Genomic DNA, 15,860 nt, shown 5'->3' with positions numbered 1-15,860 from the left:
AAAAGCAACCGCCGCCAAAGCAGCACCAGCTCAACTGCCGGCGCCTGCTCCCACCGGCACCGTGGCGGCCCGTCCCTTCCCGGCATCTCCTTCCCCGGGTGCCACGGTTGCCTACCCCGCCTTGCTGATCCCTGAACCCCGGGGCGCGGCAGCTGTCCAGTCCGGCGCTGCCCCGCCGGCCAAGGCCCCTGCCGAGACCGGTGAACCGCCGGCTCCCTCCGGCAACCCGGGTCCGGGCCCATGGCATGGCGGAACGGGACTGCCTGCGCCTGACGCACTCCCACCGGCTCCGGGCTCGGGGTCCGGCAGCGGGCACTCCGGCGGCGGCCCTGCCGGAACGGCTGCGTGGATGCCCAGCCTGGTCTTTTACCTGCCCACCATCGGGGCCGACGCCATCGGCGGACCGCTCCAGCACGAGTACGCAGCCGTTAGCGCTGATCCCGGTTCTTCCCCTGACTAGTCGGGCCGTCTCTGACTCCACAGAGCACGGCCCGTCGGGCTGCCTTTGCCGCCCGCCAACAGTCACCCAGGAGAATCCCCCATGGACACGACCGTCCACCGCCGGGCTTCCGGCACCCCAATTCCCGCCAGCCTGACCCCCTCAGCGCCTGCCCACCCGGAGCGCTCCGGTCCGCAGCCGAGGCCCGGCTGCAAGCCCCGCCCGCCCTAGCGCATGCCACCGCTCCCATCACGGTCCTGTACCGCCGGAGCGAGGTCGTTGGGTCCGCTGGGGGACCCAACGGCATGCTCCGGCGGAGGGGCGTCCGCGGGGCGTCCGGTGAGGGAATACGCTTCGGCGCCGGGACCGGAGGTCCCCTCTGAACAGAAGCGGATACTAATTACCCTTATCATTCTTTAGGTGCGCCGTCGGTGTGCACACGGAAGATACGGGGACATCGTGAACAGTTCGCCCAACAGCATCACGGCGGAGCCCTTGGGCGGCCGCTACAAGCTGGGGGAGGTGATTGGCCGGGGCGGCATGGCGTCGGTCTACACGGCCAAGGACCTGAACCTTGGCCGGGACGTTGCCCTGAAACTCTTCGCTCCGCAATCGGCAGATCCTGACGAGCTTCGCCGCCAGGAAGCGGAGATCGAGTTGCTGGCCACCCTGAATCATCCAAGCCTGGTGACCCTGTTCGACGCCGGGACGGACACCCGGATTCCCGAGGAGCCCCGGCCCTTCCTGACCATGGAGCTCGTGGACGGCCAGGATCTGCGGACCCGGATCCGCCACAGTCCCCTGCCGCTGGATGAGTTGGCCGTGGTCGGCGCCGGGATCGCCGACGCCCTCGCCTACGTCCACGGCCTCGGCATCGTCCACCGGGACATCAAGCCCGCCAACATCCTCCTCGTGCCGGTCCGGCCAGGCGAACCGCTGCGGCCCAAGCTCACAGACTTCGGCATCGCCCGGATCATCGACGGGACCCGGCTGACGGCCACGGGAACCATGGTGGGAACCGCCGCCTATCTCAGTCCGGAACAGGCCCGCGGCGCCGACCTCGGACCGGCGAGTGACATCTACTCCCTGGGCCTGGTGCTGCTCGAATGCCTCAAGGGCGAGGTGGAGTACCCGGGCAGCGCCGTCGAATCCGCGGTGGCCCGCCTGCACCGCGCCCCCGTCATCCCGGACACCGTGCCTGAGGAGTGGGCCCGGCTTATCCAGGCCATGACCGTCCTGGACCCGTTGGACCGCCCCGCGGCCGCCGAACTCGAGGCAGCCTTCCGTGTGGCCCTCGTTTCCCCCGGATCGCTGCCGGGGCCCGTCACAACGGAACCCACCCGGGTCCTCCCGGCCCCGCCGGCAAGGCGGCCCCGCCCTCCCCGGCCCGGAGCCACAGCGGCTGCAGCTGCGGGAACCCGACCCCTGAACTTGCTGGACCCGGATGCCCTGCCGCTGCGGCCGCGCCGCCGCCGCTCCCTGTCGCGTGGGGCCACATGGTTCCTCCGGACCAGGCCCCGCACCCGCGTCGCCCTGCTGCTCGCGGTGCTGGCAGTCCTTGCCGTCGTGGCGACGATCGCGGTGGCCCTGTCCGCCCCCGCGGCGCCCGACGTCGTCCCCTACCCCACCGTCACCGGACCGCTCGGCGATCACCTGAGGGAACTGCAGAAGGGCGTGGAACCATGAGCGATTCGCGAACGGCCGGGCGAGACCGCGGCCGGGTGAGGTATCGGGTGTCCGCAAGCCTCCTCGCCGGGCTGCTGGCCGCCGGGGCTTTGGCCGGCTGCGGCTCCCCCGCCTCCGAACTGGGCAGCGGCGCGGCCCGGCAACTTCAGTCGGAAGTCTTGGCTGTCAGCGAGGCTGCAGCCGCCAACGACCCGGAGGGTTCCCTGAAGCACCTTGACGAGCTGCTGACCCGGCTGGATGCCGTCGCCGCGAGCGGCGAGGTGTCCTTCAGACGCCACCAGAGCATCAAGTCATCGATTGACGCCGTCCGGGCGGACCTTACCGCGCAGCAGGCGGCCGAGGTGGCCCGGAAGGCGGCGGAAAAAGCAGCTGCTGACAAAGCAGCTGCTGATAAGGCGGCGGCTGACAAAGCAGCGGCTCAGGCGGCCGCGCAGGCAGCGGCTGCCGCCCAGCCTGCCCCGGCCCCGGTACCCGCACCGGCTCCGGCCCCGGCCCCGGCTGGCAAGGGCAAGTCGAAGGACAAGGGGAAGGGCAAAGGCTAAGGCTAAGGCGCGCCGCTTGCCCTGCTGCCTCGCCGGATTCCGCACCGCATGAGGCCGCAACGCGCGCCGAGCCAGCCGCAGACCGAACGCGGCGCCCCCGCCGCCACTATCATCAGCCTGCTTACCATTTCAGCGGAAGCCCGGTAGCGTGGAGGAACGGCTTTATGCCGGTCAACGACAAGAATCGCGGACCGCGGTCCGCCAATCGAAGGAGTGACGCCTGCATGGCAACAGTTCAGGAATCCATCGAAGTCAATGTTCCGCTAAGCCAGGCCTACAACCAGTGGACGCAATTCGAGGAATTTCCGCACTTCATGAGCGGCGTGGAATCGGTAAATCAGCTGGACGACACCACCGTGCATTTCAAGACCAGCATCGGTGGAGTCCGGCGTGAGTACGATGCGCGGATCACCGCGCAGGAACCGGACCAGCGCGTGTCCTGGGAGAGCCTTGATGGACCACGGAACGCCGGCACCGTCTGGTTCGATGATCTCGGCGAGGCCGCAACGAAGGTGAACGTCGAGCTGACCTGGGAGCCGGACTCGGCGGCGGAAAAGATCGGCGCGGCCATCGGCCTTGACTCCCGTCAGGTTGCCGCCGACCTGAAGAAATTCAAGCAGTTCATCGAAGAACGCGGGGCCGAGACGGGCGGATGGCGCGGACGCGTGGACGGAGTCGCCCCGGGCGCCACCACCGCCGTGCCGCTCCAAGAAGAAGTGGGATATGGCGCGGAACCTTCCTTCGAGCGCGTGGACGCCGATCCCGACCTCGCCCCCGAGCCGCCTTTCGGCCACGACCAGCCGCGCTGACCGGACGTTCGCACTGATCTGGCTGGTTTGATTTCTCCGCCGGACGGACAGCGGAACGCCCCGCCTCCCTTTCGGGAGGCGGGGCGTTGTGCGTGGCGACCTACCGCGCTGCCGGAGCGTTGAGGCTGGGACTACTTGGTCAGCGTCGCAAGCACTTCGCTGAACTTCGCCGAGGGGCGCATGACCGCTGCGACCTTGGCCGCATCCGGCCGGTAGTACCCGCCTAGGTCCACCGGGGAACCCTGGACGGCCAGGAGTTCGCCGGTGATGGTGTCCTCATTGGAGTTCAGCGCGTCAGAAACGGCGGCGAAGGCCGCGGCGAGCTCGGCGTCGTCGTTCTGGCTGGCCAGTTCCTGGGCCCAGAACTTGGCCAGGTAGAAGTGGCTGCCGCGGTTGTCCAACTCGCCGGCCTTGCGCTTCGGGGACTTGTCCTCCAGCAGGAACGTGCCGGTGGCGCGGTCCAGGGTGTCGGCCAGGACCTGGGCGCGGGCGTTGCCGGTGCTGGTGGCGAGGTGCTCGAAGCTGACGGCCAGTGCGAGGAATTCACCCAGGCTGTCCCAGCGCAGGTGGTTTTCCTTCAGCAACTGCTGGACGTGCTTCGGGGCGGATCCGCCGGCGCCGGTCTCGAACAGGCCGCCACCGTTGATCAGTGGCACCACGGAAAGCATCTTGGCGCTGGTGCCCAGTTCCAGGATCGGGAAGAGGTCGGTGAGGTAGTCGCGGAGCACGTTGCCGGTCACCGAGATGGTGTCCTCGCCCTTGCGGAGGCGTTCCACCGTGAAGGCCGTGGCCTCATCCGGGGACATGATGGCGATTTCCAGGCCCTCGGTGTCATGGTCCTTGAGGTATTCCTCCACCTTGGCGATCATCCGGGCGTCGTGCGCGCGGCCCTTGTCCAGCCAGAAGACGGCGGGCGTGGCGGAGGCGCGGGCGCGGGTGACGGCCAGCTTCACCCAGTCGCGGATCGGCACGTCCTTCGTCTGGCAGGCGCGCCAGATGTCGCCCGGGGCAACCTTGTGCTCGATCAGCACGGTCCCGGCGTCGTCAACGATCTGGACGGTGCCGGCGGACTGGATCTCGAACGTCTTGTCGTGGCTGCCGTATTCCTCGGCGGCCTGGGCCATGAGGCCGACGTTCGGGACCGTGCCCATGGTGGTGGGATCGAAGGCCCCGTGGGCGCGGCAGTCATCAACCACGACCTGGTAGATGCCGGCGTAGCTGCTGTCCGGGAGGACGGCGAGCGTATCGGCTTCCTGGCCGTCGCGGCCCCACATGTGGCCCGAGCTGCGGATCATGGCCGGCATCGAGGCGTCGACAATGACGTCGGAGGGCACGTGCAGGTTGGTGATGCCCTTGTCGGAATCGACCATCGCGAGTTCGGGGCCCTCGTTGAGGCCCTTTTCGATGGCTGCCTGGACATCGCCGCGGATCTCCTCCGGCAGGTCCTCGAGGCCGTTGAGGATGGAGGCAAGGCCGTTGTTGGGGCTCAGGCCGGCGGCGGCGATCTGCTCACCGTAGGTGGCGAAGAGGTCCGCGAAGTAGGCCTTGACGACGTGCCCGAAGATGATGGGGTCCGAGACCTTCATCATGGTGGCCTTGAGGTGGGCTGAGAACAGCACGCCCTCGTTCTTGGCCCGGACAACCTGGGCTGCGAGGAACTCATCCAGGGCCGCGGCACGCATCACGGTGCCGTCGATGACCTCGCCGGCCAGGACCGGGAAGGCACGCTTGAGGACCTTGACGGTGCCGTCTTCCTTGACGAGCTGGATCTTGATGTTGGTGTCGGCCTCGATCACCACGGACAGCTCGTTCGAGCGGAAGTCGTCGGCGTCCATGTGGGCCACGTTGGTCTTGGACTCCGGCGTCCAGGCGCCCATGCTGTGCGGGTTCTGGCGGGCGTAGTTCTTGACCGAGAGCGGGGCGCGGCGGTCCGAGTTGCCTTCGCGCAGGACCGGGTTCACAGCGGAGCCCTTGATCTTGTCGTAGCGGGACCGGATGTCCGTTTCCTCGTCCGAGGAGGGGTTGTCCGGGTAGTCCGGCAGCGCGTAGCCGTGGCCCTGGAGTTCGGCGATGGCGGCCTTCAGCTGGGGCACGGAGGCGCTGATGTTGGGCAGCTTGATGATGTTGGCTTCGGGCGTCTTGGCGAGGGCACCAAGCTCGGCCAGGGCGTCGCTGACGCGCTGCTCTTCGGTGAGGTAGTCGCCGAACACGGCGATGATGCGGCCGGCCAGCGAGATGTCGCGGGTCTCCACTTCCACACCGGCCGTCGAGGCGAACGCCTCAATGATCGGCAAGAACGAATAGGTGGCCAGCATCGGCGCTTCGTCGGTGTGGGTATAGATAATCTTTGCCATTGCGCGGGCGTCTCCCTGAAGGTCTGGGTATTTCCGGAATCTTGTGTTATCTCAACACCCCCTAACTTACCCGAGGTGCCCCCGTTGGCGCCTACCGGCGTCGTGCGCGGACGGATGAGTGACGCCCCAACACGGCATAACAAAAATTGACAAGCTGCTTTACAGGTTAGTCAAATTGCCGTAGTTTCGTTCCATCCAGCGGCCGCCAACAGCGGCCGCCCCGCTTTTCCACCGGTTAGGACACCCATGAGAACACCCAAGACTCTGGCCACCAGCCTGCTGACTCTTTCGGCGGCTGCGCTGCTGGCCCTGAGTGCCGCGGGGGCTGCCACGGCCTCCCCCGCACCGGCCAAGGCACCGGTTTCCGCCTCCGATGTCGCCAGCCACACCGTCACCGAGACGGGCGCGGCCGAGTACTGGACCGCGGAACGCATGCGCAGCGCCGTCCCCGGCGACGTCCTGGCCGACAGGGCCATGAAGCGCAGCGGCAAGGCCACCGCGGCCAGGGGCCCGGCGGAAACGGGCGCGCCGAGCAAGGTCGAGGCCGCGGCTCCCAAGCTGCAATCCCAGACGCTCCAGACCAAGACCAATGCGAGCGAAACCCCCGTCCCGCACATCGGCAAGGTCTTCTTCACCCTCGGCGGGACGAACTACGTCTGCTCCGGCAACTCGGTCTCCTCCGGCAACAAGAGCACGGTCTCCACGGCCGGACACTGCGTGAATGAGGGCCCGGGCGCTTTCGCCACCAAGTTCACGTTCGTCCCGGCGTACCTGAACGGCGCGGCCCCCTACGGCAAGTGGACGGCCAAGGCCCTCTACGCCCCCACCCAGTGGAGCTCCTCGGGTGACATGACCTACGACACCGGCTTCGCCGTCATGTCCACGCTCAACGGCCAGTACCTGAGCGACGTCGTCGGCGGCTCCGGGCTGCAGTTCAACGCCGCCCGCGGCCTGAGCTACAAGTCATTCGGCTACCCCGCCGCAGCGCCCTTCAACGGTGAATCCCTCAAGAGCTGCTCCGGCACCGCGACGAACGATCCCTACAACCCGCAGTTCAACACCCAGGGGATCCCCTGCAACATGACCGGCGGTTCCTCAGGCGGTCCGTGGTTCATCGGCACCAGCGCCGCCGGCTACCAGAACTCCATCAACAGCTACGGCTACGGCAGCAAGTCCACCACGATGTACGGCCCGTACTGGGGCAGCGTGATCCAGCAGGCCTACACCACGGCGGCCGCTTCCTGACCTGAGGGCACGGGCTCCGTTAGCGCGGGGCCGGGCTCCGTTCGCGGGGGCCCGTTCGCGGGGGCCGGGCTCCGTTCGCGGGGGCCGTTCGCGCGGGGCCAGGGTTCCGTTCGCTGGGCCGGGCGGGGCCAGGGTTCCGTTCGCGGGGGCCGCGCAGCCGGGCTTGATTCCCCTGCCTACCCTGTTTACCCCAGCGCGGGGTCATTGCGTCCCATCTTCAGCAGTGGGGAGGACGCAGTGGCCCCGCGCTGGCTTCATCTGCGACGGCGGATCGCCCCCCGCCCGCTGGACATGCCCTCCGCTAACACAAAGGCCCGGACATATACCCCATATGTCCGGGCCCTGCCATGAGGAGTGGACATGTCCTCCCGGGTGGCTTCTCGGCGCTTGGGAACGAATGAGCATGTCCCCCGGCTGGCCCGCTGCGCTCCAGAAAGAACGGGCATGTCCCGCGGCTGGCCCAGGCAGCCCCGGGTTGCACGGGACATGCCCTCCCCACACTCCGAAGCCTGGACATATTCGCCATATGCCCACTCCTTGCCGCGAAAAATGAGCATGCCCCGCGGAAAGAATGGACATGTCCCGCGGACTGGCCGCCAGCCCACCCAGTGGCACAAAAAATGGACATGTCCCGAGGAAAGGAAGGCATGTCCCGGAAAGAATAGGCAAGTCCGCCCGGGCCAGTCTCGAGCTCCTAAAGCCGTGAGCATGTCCTTTTGGGTTGGCCCGGTACGCACCGAAAGACTGAGCATGTCCCGCGGCTGGCCCAGGCAGTCCCGGGTTGCACGGGACATGCCCTCCCCACACGCCGAAGCCTGGACATATCCCCCATATGCCCACTCTTTGCCGCGAAAAATGAGCATGTCCCGCGGAAAGAATGAGCATGTCCCCGGCACTGGCCACCAGCCCACTCGATGGCACAAAAAATGGACATGTCCCCCGGCCAGGGCATGTCCATTTTTGTGCGGGTCTCTTGTGCGGGGGTCTCTAGTGGGTCTCTTGCGTGTGGGTCCCTTGTGCGCGAACCGCAGCCCGAGCGGAAGAGCCCTCCCCGCGTGGGCGAACCCTAGTGGAAGAAGTGGCGGGCTCCGGTGAAGTACATGGTGATACCGGCGGCGTTGGCTGCGGCGATGACTTCCTCGTCCCGGACAGAGCCGCCGGGCTGGACGACGGCGCGCACGCCGGCGTCGACCAGGATCTGCAGTCCGTCGGCGAACGGGAAGAACGCGTCCGAGGCCGCAACGGCGCCCCGGGCCCGCTCCGGCGAAGCGGCGGCGCCTGGTTCTGCCTGAACGGCAGCCGCCCCGCCTGCACCCTCGACGTCGGACTCAACCGTGACACCCAGCGTGTTGGCGCGCTCGACCGCGAGCTTGCAGGAATCGAGCCGGTTGACCTGGCCCATGCCGATGCCGACGGCGGCACCGTTGTCCGCGAGCAGGATGGCGTTGGACTTCGCCGCGCGGCACGCGGTCCAGGCAAACGCAAGGTCGGCCAGGGTGGCGGCGTCGGCGGCGTCGCCCGCGGCCAGGGTCCAGTTCGCGGGGGTGTCGCCGTCGGCGTCGACCTTGTCCGTGGCCTGCACCAGCATGCCGCCGGAGACCTGGCGGAACTCGGTCGGGTAGCGGCCGTATCCGTCCGGGAGGGCCAGGAGGCGGATGTTCTTCTTCTTGGACAGGATCTCCACTGCCTCGTCGTCGAAGCCCGGAGCGATGACGACCTCCGTGAAGATGCCGGCGACGGTCCGTGCCATCCCGGCGGTGACGGTGCGGTTCGCGGCGATGACGCCGCCGAACGCGGACACGGGATCGCAGGCGTGGGCCTTGGCGTGGGCGTCGGCGATCGGGTCGGCCGCCGACGCGGACCCCACGGCCACGCCGCACGGGTTGGCGTGCTTGATGATGGCGACGGCGGGCTCGGCGAAGTCGAAGGCGGCGCGCAGGGCGGCGTCGGCGTCGACGAAGTTGTTGTAGCTCATGGCCTTGCCGTGCAGCTGGTCGGCCTGGGCGATGCCGGCCGGGGCGGCCTTGTCCACGTACAGTGCGGCCTGCTGGTGCGGGTTTTCGCCGTAGCGGAGCACCTCCGAGCGTTCCAGGGCCAGGCCGGCGTAGGCGGGCCAGTCGATCACGCCGTCGCCGTCCTCGTCGCGGAACTGGCTGGCGGTCCAGGTGGCCACGGCGGTGTCGTAGGCCGCGGTGTGGGCGAACGCCTTGGCAGCGAGCCGGCGGCGGGTCTTCAGGTCAAAACCGCCCGAGGCGGCTGCCTCCACCACGGCACCGTAGGACGCCGGGTCCACCACGATGGTGACGGCGGCGTGGTTCTTCGCGGCGGAGCGCACCATCGCGGGGCCCCCGATGTCGATCTGTTCGACGACGTCGTCCGGCGCGGCACCGGACTTCACGGTCTCCACGAAGGGGTAGAGGTTGACGATGACGAGGTCGAACGGCTCGATCTCCATGTCCGCCAGGGTCTGCATGTGGGCCGGGACGCGGCGGTCCGCGAGGATGCCGCCGTGCACGCGCGGGTGCAGGGTCTTGACGCGGCCGTCCAGCATTTCCGGGGAGCCGGTGACTTCCTCGACTTCCTGCACGGGGATGCCCGCGGCGGCGATCTTCTTGGCCGTGGAGCCGGTGGAGACGATCTTGACGCCGGCGGCGTGCAGGCCTTGAGCGAGCTCCTCCAGACCGGTCTTGTCGTAGACCGAAATCAGTGCCCGGTGGATGGGAACTCGGTCGATGGATACACGGTCAAGCTGCGTGAAGCTCACAAAAGTCTCCGTCTTATATCGCGGCGGGGCCGCGGGTGGTGGGGATGCGGCAAGTTTATCGCGTCCCGCCGCCGGGCCCTTCCCGCGCGCCGGAGTGTGAAGCACGCGCGGGCCGCGGCCCAGCCACGTAGAGTTTTCACAGGAGGCCAAGATGAACACGTATACCACTGTGCCCAGCGGCGAACAGGTGGTCCAGGAACTGCCGTGGCGGTGGAAGGTCCAAGGCCGGATCTTCCTGATCGGCGGGCTGGGCTTCATGTTCGATGCCTGGGACGTCACCCTCAACGGCATCCTCATTCCGTTGCTGTCCAAGCACTGGTCACTGAGCCCGGGCGATGCCGCCTGGATCGGCACGGCGAACCTCATTGGCATGGCCCTGGGCGCGTTCGTCTGGGGCACCATCGCGGACACCATCGGCCGCAAGAAGGCCTTCACCGCGACCCTGCTGATTTTCTCCATCTTCACCGTGCTCGGCGCCTTCTCCCCCGACTTCATGTGGTTTGTCGTGTTCCGGTTCCTGGCCGGGTTCGGCCTGGGCGGCTGCATCCCTGTGGACTACGCGCTGGTGGGCGAGTTCACCCCGCGCAAACAGCGCGGCCGGGTGCTCACCGCGATGGACGGCTGGTGGCCGATCGGCGCCGCCCTCTGCGGTTTTGTCTCCGCCGGGCTGGTCGCGGCCTTCGCGGACTGGCGGCTGACCATGCTGGTCATGGTGCTCCCGGCGCTGCTGGTGTTCTGGATCCGCCGCAGCGTGCCGGAATCCCCGCTGTTCCTGATCCGCAAGGGCCGCCGCGACGAGGCCGCCAAGGTGATCGACGCCCTGGTCCAGGCCACCGGCGCCGAGGCCCGCGTCTACAGCCTGCCCGCGCCGCAGGATGCACCACGCCTCTCGGCAGGGAGCGCGTGGACGCAGTTGCGCGCCCTCTGGCAGTTCAACTGGAAGATCACGACGGCGGCATGGGCCCTGTTCCTCAGCATCCTGCTCGTCTACTACCTGTCGCTGACGTGGATGCCGCGGATCCTGATCGGCGCCGGCTTCGAGGAGTACAAGGCCTTCCTGACCACCGCGTCGATGGCCGCCGTCGGACTCCTGGGCGTGGTGGTGGCCGCCCTGCTGGTGGAGCGGGTGGGCCGCAAGTGGATCCTGGCGATCACCGGCCCGCTGTCCGCGCTGACGCTGGTGATCGTGGCGATCGTGGTGGACATCCCCACCGCCGCCGTGTTCTGGCTCCTGGTGTTCGGCTTCGTGGTGCAGGTGGCCATCCCGGTGCTCTACACCTACGTCTCCGAGCTCTACCCCACGGAACTGCGCGGCTCCGGCTTCGGCTGGGCCTCGACGTTCTCCCGGCTCGGCGCCGGATTCGGTCCGCTGATCTTCGCGGCCTTCCTGTGGCCGGAACTGGGGCTCGCGACGTCGTTCGCCCTGGCTGGCGGCCTCGTGCTGCTCTCCGTGCTGTGGATGGCGTTCTTCGCCCCCGAGACGAAGCAGCGCCGGCTCGAGTAACGCGCCCGGGGAAATTACGACGGCGCCCCTCCCCTGCGACAGGTGAGGGGCGCCGTCGTCCGTGGTCCGATCCCCCGGCTACTGGATGCAGGTCACGGACACCGAGAGCGCGTTTGCCTTGAGCTGGGTGACAGACCAGCCCGTGGGCTGACCCGATGCGCCCACGACCGGCTGGCTGGCCACGACCTGGTTGCCGTTGCTGCTGTTGATCGCGAACCCGCCGCCGGTGGCGACGTTGCCGGCCGGGCAGCTGGCGACGACGGTGAGCTTTGAGTCGCTGGCCGACGCGACGCTCACACTGGTGGACGCTGCGGCACCGGTTGCACCCCTCTCGCCCTTCGCCCCTGCAGGGCCGACCGGTCCGATGGCACCCATGGGTCCAGCAGCACCGGTTGCACCGGTGGCACCCGTCTCGCCCTGGAGTCCGGGAGCCCCGGCAGCGCCCGTGGCACCGGTGTCTCCCTTGTCGCCGGTATCACCCTTCTCGCCCTGGACGCCTTGGGCACCCGTCTCGCCTGTGGCACCTACGGCACCCGTCTCACCTGTGGCACCGGTATCGCCCTTGTCACCGGTGTCGCCTTTCTCGCCCTGGGCACCCGTTTCACCTGTGGCGCCAGTGGCCCCGGTCTCCCCCGTAGCACCGGTCTCCCCCGTGGCGCCCGTTTCACCGGTGGCGCCCGTTTCACCGGTCCCGCCCGTGGCGCCGGTGTCGCCCTTCAACCCGGGCAGTCCCTGGATCCCCTGGGCACCGGCGATGCCCTGGATGCCCTGGATGCCTTGGGCGTTCCAGGAGATTGCGGTTTCCTTCTTGGAATCGCACGAGGCGCCCGCGGGGAGTACCCGCAGCTCACCGCCGTTGTTGTTGTTGAAGCACCCTTTGATTTCGCCTGTTCCCGACGTTGGAGTGGCGGCGATGGCAGAGGAAACGGCGCCCGTTCCGAGAACGAGCGCCGCAGTGAGACACAGGACTTTTGGACTTGTTTTGGCAAGGCTGAATCGAGACATGAAGAACCCCCGGAAATGCGACGAATGAATGAGACTGCGTCAGACTATTGCTCATTTCACTACTTGCACCGGCTCGGAAATACCTGTCTTTGGCCCTGCAGTACCTGACTTTCGGACCGAGTACTCACTTTTGCGGGTCCGATCACTTGGTTTGGCCGAGAAGGCCGCTACGCGCCCACCACTCGATGCTCTATCACTCCAGGCTGTTCTCGGCGCTGATAGCCACCCCAAGTGATAGCGCAGCGGGGAAACCCGGCAGCGGGAAATCACGCAGCGCGGAAATCAGGCAGCGCGGAAATCAGGCGGGGGTGTGGGCAGCGGCGAGGGAAGCGAGCGTGGAGACCAGGAGCCGGCGTTCCACCACCTTGATGCGCTCGTGCAGGGATTCCTCGCTCTCGCCGTCCCCGACCGCCACGGCTTCCTGCGCGATGATGGGGCCCGTGTCCACCCCGGCGTCGGCCCAGTGCACCGTGCAGCCGGTGACCTTCACGCCGTAGGCCAGCGCGTCGCGGACACCGTGGGCGCCGGGGAAGGACGGCAGCAGCGCCGGGTGCGTGTTGAGGTATTTGCCGCCAAACGCGTCGATGAAGTCGGCGCTGACAATCCGCATGAAGCCCGAGGACACCACCACATCCGGGGCGAAGCCGGCGACGGCCTCGGTCAGGGCCGCGTCCCAGGCCGCCCTGTCCGGGTAGGCCTTGAAGTCCACTACAAACGTGGGAATCCCGGCGGCGGCGGAGCGTTCCACCCCGAACGTCCCCGGCCGGTCGGCGCCGACGGCGGCGATCTCGACGTCGAGCGCGCCGGACTTCACGGCATCGATTACTGCCTGGAGGTTGGAGCCGGTGCCGGAAACGAGGACAACTATGCGCATGGTCCTAGCTTATGGGGCCGCTCGCGTAGGCTGGAAAACATGAATCCCCCCACGGAATCCGGCAGCGGCCAGTCCGACCGGCAACCGGTCGGCCAGGCAGCACAAGATTCCGCACGGCTGACGCACACCCTGTTCCGGCTGTTCGTCATCGCGGTCCTGGGCTCGTTCTTCGTCTTCCAGCTCGACGTGGGTTACGTGTGGCTGACGGCGCTGCTCACGGTGGCGGGCATCGTGCTGGGCATCGTGGTCCTGGTCCGGGCGGTGAAATACAAGGAATCGCGGCTGGTTCTGTACGGCGCGATATCCGGACTGGTGGTGTCGGCGGTGATGCTGCTGGTGGTGCTGGCCTCGACACTGTTCTTCAACCAGATCCGCGATTACCAGCAGTGCGTCCGCTACGCCCTGACGCAGCAGGCAACCTCGGAATGCAGAACGCAACTGGAGAAGTCCCTCCCCACGCAACTGCCAACGCAGCTGCGCTAACAGCTGCACCCACACTCCGGGCTAGCGGCTGCTGACCGTCTCCAGGTCTGCCTCGCGCAGCTTCTGCTGGCGTTCCAGCCACGGTCCGGCCGCGTAGCCGATCACGACGCCGATCCCGACCTCCGCGGCCACGAACAGTGCCGTGCGCAGCGGGTTGGGCCCGATCTCCGTCAGCCGACCGATGCCGGCCGAACCGCGGGCCAGCCAGGCGAGCCCCGCCGCGAGCAGCCCGGCGACGGAGCCGATCACCGCGCCCAGCACCAGGGTGGAGGTGGCGGCGGTAAACCAGCGGGCCCGGATCTTGATGGACAGCCATTCGTCGAAGTGGTTTTCGCCTTCGCGCAGGAACCACCAGCCGGCCAGCGCCCCGGCCAGCGCCGGCACCACCAGGGCCACGAAGCCGAAGTCGAGGGAACCGGCCGGCAGCGCGGCGAACACCGGAACGGACGGCAGCGGCCCGACGGCGGTCCCGAGCGGTCCGGCCAGCGACCCGACGCCCAGGGCGAACCCAGCACCGGAGATCCAGGCCAGGGCAAAGACGACGAGGTTGGGCAGGAAGCCGAGCTGCACGATGGTGAGGACACCGCCGCCCATGGCACCGGCGTCGAGCCCTTCGTAAACGGCGACCACAAGGTTCCAGTGGATGAAGAGGTCAACGGCCAGCAGCGCGGCGGACATCGCCAGGCTCGCCATCAGCGCCACCGAGCCTGCCTTGATGGCCGAGCCCAGGTAGGATCCGGCCCAACGGGAGTGCTGGCTGGTACGGGCCAGCCAGGCCACGGCGTCGACGCCGATCAGCCGGCTCCACGATCCGGCCTCGCGGCGCGCACCCACCACCATGCCGAGCCCGAACGGGACGAGGGGAATGAACGCAGCGGCCCACAGGCTGATGCCGACGTCGGCCGTGCGGCAGACGAAGCCCGTCGCAATCCCGAATCCGGCATACGCCAGCCAGGAGCCGAGCAGCGCCTGCCAGAGCTGGTCCGTATATGAGGCGCGGGCAAGGCGCCGTCCGGCGCGCCAGGCGAGCAGGAACGGGATGAGGGCCAGGCCCAGCGGAATGAGCGAGAGCGTCCCGGATTCCGGCTGCGCGGCGGACCCGGCACCGGCGGTGTCCAGCAGCAGGGGCACGCCGTGGATCAGCAGCCAGGCCTGGCCGGCCAGGCGCGCCAGGACATCGAATCCGTCATGCTGGAATCCGGCCGTGGCCCAGACCATGACAATCGGGGCCACCACCACGAGGGCGGAAATGACGGCGGCCTGGGCGGACTCGAGGGCACCCTGCAGCCACAGGGGCATGGGAAGGCCACGTTGTCCGGTCTGATCAGCGCGCAGTTTCATCGAGATCCATGGTGCCACGGGCCCGGCACCCGGCCGGTTTCCGACAGGCACATTGGCCGGATCCGCCGGATTTGCCGTCGGTGGCCCCCGGCGCTTTTTGCACACCCCGGTCGTAAAATTGTAAATGTCCGCAATCAGTGGTTGGAGGCAGATAATGACTACCGCATCTCCTCATGCGCACGGCGTTCATTTTGGTCGGACAGATGTACAGAACGTCGGCATGGGTGCAGGTATCGTCCTGATCGTCGTGGGCATCTTGGGGTTCATCCCTGGCATCACTACGAATTACAGCGAACTGAGGTTCTTCGGGCCCGATTCCAAGGCCCTGTTCCTGGGCCTGTTCCAGGTGTCGATGTTGCTGAACATCGTTCAGCTCGCGATCGGCGCCACCGGCCTGACCATGTCCCGGACTGCCATGGGCGCCCGGAATTTCCTCATGGGCTCCGGTCTGCTGTACATCGTCCTTAGCATTTACGGTTTCATCGTCGGCGTGGATTCGGCGGCCAACTTCCTGTCGCTGAACACCATGGACAATTGGGCCTTTATGGTGATGGGCGTAGTAATGGCCGGCGCAGGCTGGCTGATGACAAGGCACCTGGAAGAAGACGTAAAGACCCGGTCATCAACCCCCGGGACATAGGGAGCCGCGAATGAGTAACGTTTCATAGTATTCAGAAAATTCGTACTACCTGCTGGTGCAGTGGTTTAGCGGAAACGCGGCCGCTGCACCAGCTTTCTGTGTGGCGTCTGGAGCTGCCCGACGGCGGAGCCTCCCGGCACGCCGGAAGGCCGGGACTTTGTGAGTCCCGGCCTT

The 15,860-nt window shown here is 67.7% G+C and carries 12 protein-coding genes and 1 pseudogene; 8 read left to right on the top strand and 5 right to left on the bottom strand.

The annotated features are described in order from the left end of the window. From Y706_RS29800 to Y706_RS0115455, 4 genes and pseudogenes are all read left to right on the top strand, one after another. Window positions 1–460, top strand: a pseudogene (locus tag Y706_RS29800) (hypothetical protein); the annotation flags it as partial. A gap of 435 nt (window positions 461–895) precedes the next feature. Continuing rightward, on the top strand, window positions 896–2,125 hold the full coding sequence (locus Y706_RS0115465) for a serine/threonine-protein kinase (protein ID WP_028277314.1): 1,230 nt from the start codon (window positions 896–898) through the stop codon (window positions 2,123–2,125). 47 nt (window positions 2,126–2,172) lie between these two features. Next, a complete protein-coding gene (locus Y706_RS0115460) occupies window positions 2,173–2,667 on the top strand; it encodes a hypothetical protein (protein ID WP_052355085.1) in 495 nt (164 codons plus the stop codon). A 164-nt stretch (window positions 2,668–2,831) separates the two neighbouring features. Next, a complete protein-coding gene (locus Y706_RS0115455) occupies window positions 2,832–3,476 on the top strand; it encodes an SRPBCC family protein (RefSeq protein WP_253906808.1) in 645 nt (214 codons plus the stop codon). 131 nt (window positions 3,477–3,607) lie between these two features. Here the strand turns inward: Y706_RS0115455 and Y706_RS0115450 are convergent, their stop codons facing one another. Next, entirely contained in the window at window positions 3,608–5,830 is a 2,223-nt protein-coding gene (locus tag Y706_RS0115450) for an NADP-dependent isocitrate dehydrogenase (RefSeq protein ID WP_028277311.1), read from the bottom strand. 246 nt (window positions 5,831–6,076) lie between these two features. Between Y706_RS0115450 and Y706_RS0115445 the strand changes: the two genes are divergently transcribed. Continuing rightward, window positions 6,077–7,075, top strand: a complete 999-nt coding sequence (locus tag Y706_RS0115445; RefSeq protein WP_028277310.1) for a trypsin-like serine peptidase — start codon at window positions 6,077–6,079, stop codon at window positions 7,073–7,075. 1,066 nt (window positions 7,076–8,141) lie between these two features. Here Y706_RS0115445 and purH read toward each other — a convergent pair. Beyond that, a complete protein-coding gene (gene purH / locus Y706_RS0115440) occupies window positions 8,142–9,839 on the bottom strand; it encodes a bifunctional phosphoribosylaminoimidazolecarboxamide formyltransferase/IMP cyclohydrolase (RefSeq protein WP_028277309.1) in 1,698 nt (565 codons plus the stop codon). 151 nt (window positions 9,840–9,990) lie between these two features. Between purH and Y706_RS0115435 the strand changes: the two genes are divergently transcribed. Then, entirely contained in the window at window positions 9,991–11,343 is a 1,353-nt protein-coding gene (locus Y706_RS0115435) for an MFS transporter (RefSeq protein ID WP_028277308.1), read from the top strand. 78 nt (window positions 11,344–11,421) lie between these two features. Here Y706_RS0115435 and Y706_RS30595 read toward each other — a convergent pair whose 3' ends face one another. Both Y706_RS30595 and purN read right to left on the bottom strand, forming a co-directional pair. Beyond that, window positions 11,422–12,348, bottom strand: a complete 927-nt coding sequence (locus tag Y706_RS30595; RefSeq protein WP_052355084.1) for a collagen-like domain-containing protein — start codon at window positions 12,346–12,348, stop codon at window positions 11,422–11,424. A 298-nt stretch (window positions 12,349–12,646) separates the two neighbouring features. Beyond that, window positions 12,647–13,222, bottom strand: a complete 576-nt coding sequence (purN, locus tag Y706_RS0115425; RefSeq protein ID WP_028277307.1) for a phosphoribosylglycinamide formyltransferase — start codon at window positions 13,220–13,222, stop codon at window positions 12,647–12,649. 39 nt (window positions 13,223–13,261) lie between these two features. Between purN and Y706_RS0115420 the strand changes: the two genes are divergently transcribed. Next, complete coding sequence (locus Y706_RS0115420; RefSeq protein ID WP_028277306.1) at window positions 13,262–13,705, top strand: hypothetical protein; 444 nt, start codon at window positions 13,262–13,264, stop codon at window positions 13,703–13,705. Window positions 13,706–13,726: 21 nt separating this feature from the next. Here Y706_RS0115420 and Y706_RS0115415 read toward each other — a convergent pair whose 3' ends face one another. Continuing rightward, window positions 13,727–15,046 carry a cell division protein PerM gene (locus Y706_RS0115415; protein ID WP_028277305.1) on the bottom strand — a complete coding sequence of 440 codons (1,320 nt, stop codon included), beginning with the start codon at window positions 15,044–15,046 and terminating at the stop codon, window positions 13,727–13,729. A 220-nt stretch (window positions 15,047–15,266) separates the two neighbouring features. Here Y706_RS0115415 and Y706_RS0115410 point away from each other — a divergent pair, with 220 nt between their 5' ends. After that, the gene (locus Y706_RS0115410) at window positions 15,267–15,686 is read left to right on the top strand and encodes a DUF4383 domain-containing protein (RefSeq protein ID WP_253906807.1); all 420 of its coding nucleotides are present in this window, start codon (window positions 15,267–15,269) and stop codon (window positions 15,684–15,686) included. The last annotated feature ends 174 nt before the right edge of the window (window positions 15,687–15,860 follow it).

The sequence above is a fragment of the Arthrobacter sp. I3 genome, assembly GCF_000520575.1.
In the GTDB taxonomy this organism is placed as follows: domain Bacteria; phylum Actinomycetota; class Actinomycetes; order Actinomycetales; family Micrococcaceae; genus Arthrobacter; species Arthrobacter humicola_A.
The sequence above is the reverse complement of the archived record's forward strand: the minus strand, read 5'-3'. Positions and strand labels throughout refer to the sequence as shown.

Excerpts from the sequence above, each read along its gene's own strand:
- Y706_RS0115455 (WP_253906808.1), top strand. The coding sequence starts at position 2,832 with ATGCCGGTCAACGACAAGAATCGCGGACCGCGGTCCGCCAATCGAAGG.
- purN (WP_028277307.1), bottom strand. The coding sequence starts at position 13,222 with ATGCGCATAGTTGTCCTCGTTTCCGGCACCGGCTCCAACCTCCAGGCA.
- Y706_RS0115435 (WP_028277308.1), top strand. The coding sequence starts at position 9,991 with ATGAACACGTATACCACTGTGCCCAGCGGCGAACAGGTGGTCCAGGAA.
- Y706_RS0115415 (WP_028277305.1), bottom strand. The coding sequence starts at position 15,046 with ATGAAACTGCGCGCTGATCAGACCGGACAACGTGGCCTTCCCATGCCC.
- Y706_RS0115410 (WP_253906807.1), top strand. The coding sequence starts at position 15,267 with ATGGGTGCAGGTATCGTCCTGATCGTCGTGGGCATCTTGGGGTTCATC.
- Y706_RS0115420 (WP_028277306.1), top strand. The coding sequence starts at position 13,262 with ATGAATCCCCCCACGGAATCCGGCAGCGGCCAGTCCGACCGGCAACCG.
- Y706_RS0115450 (WP_028277311.1), bottom strand. The coding sequence starts at position 5,830 with ATGGCAAAGATTATCTATACCCACACCGACGAAGCGCCGATGCTGGCC.
- Y706_RS30595 (WP_052355084.1), bottom strand. The coding sequence starts at position 12,348 with ATGTCTCGATTCAGCCTTGCCAAAACAAGTCCAAAAGTCCTGTGTCTC.
- Y706_RS0115445 (WP_028277310.1), top strand. The coding sequence starts at position 6,077 with ATGAGAACACCCAAGACTCTGGCCACCAGCCTGCTGACTCTTTCGGCG.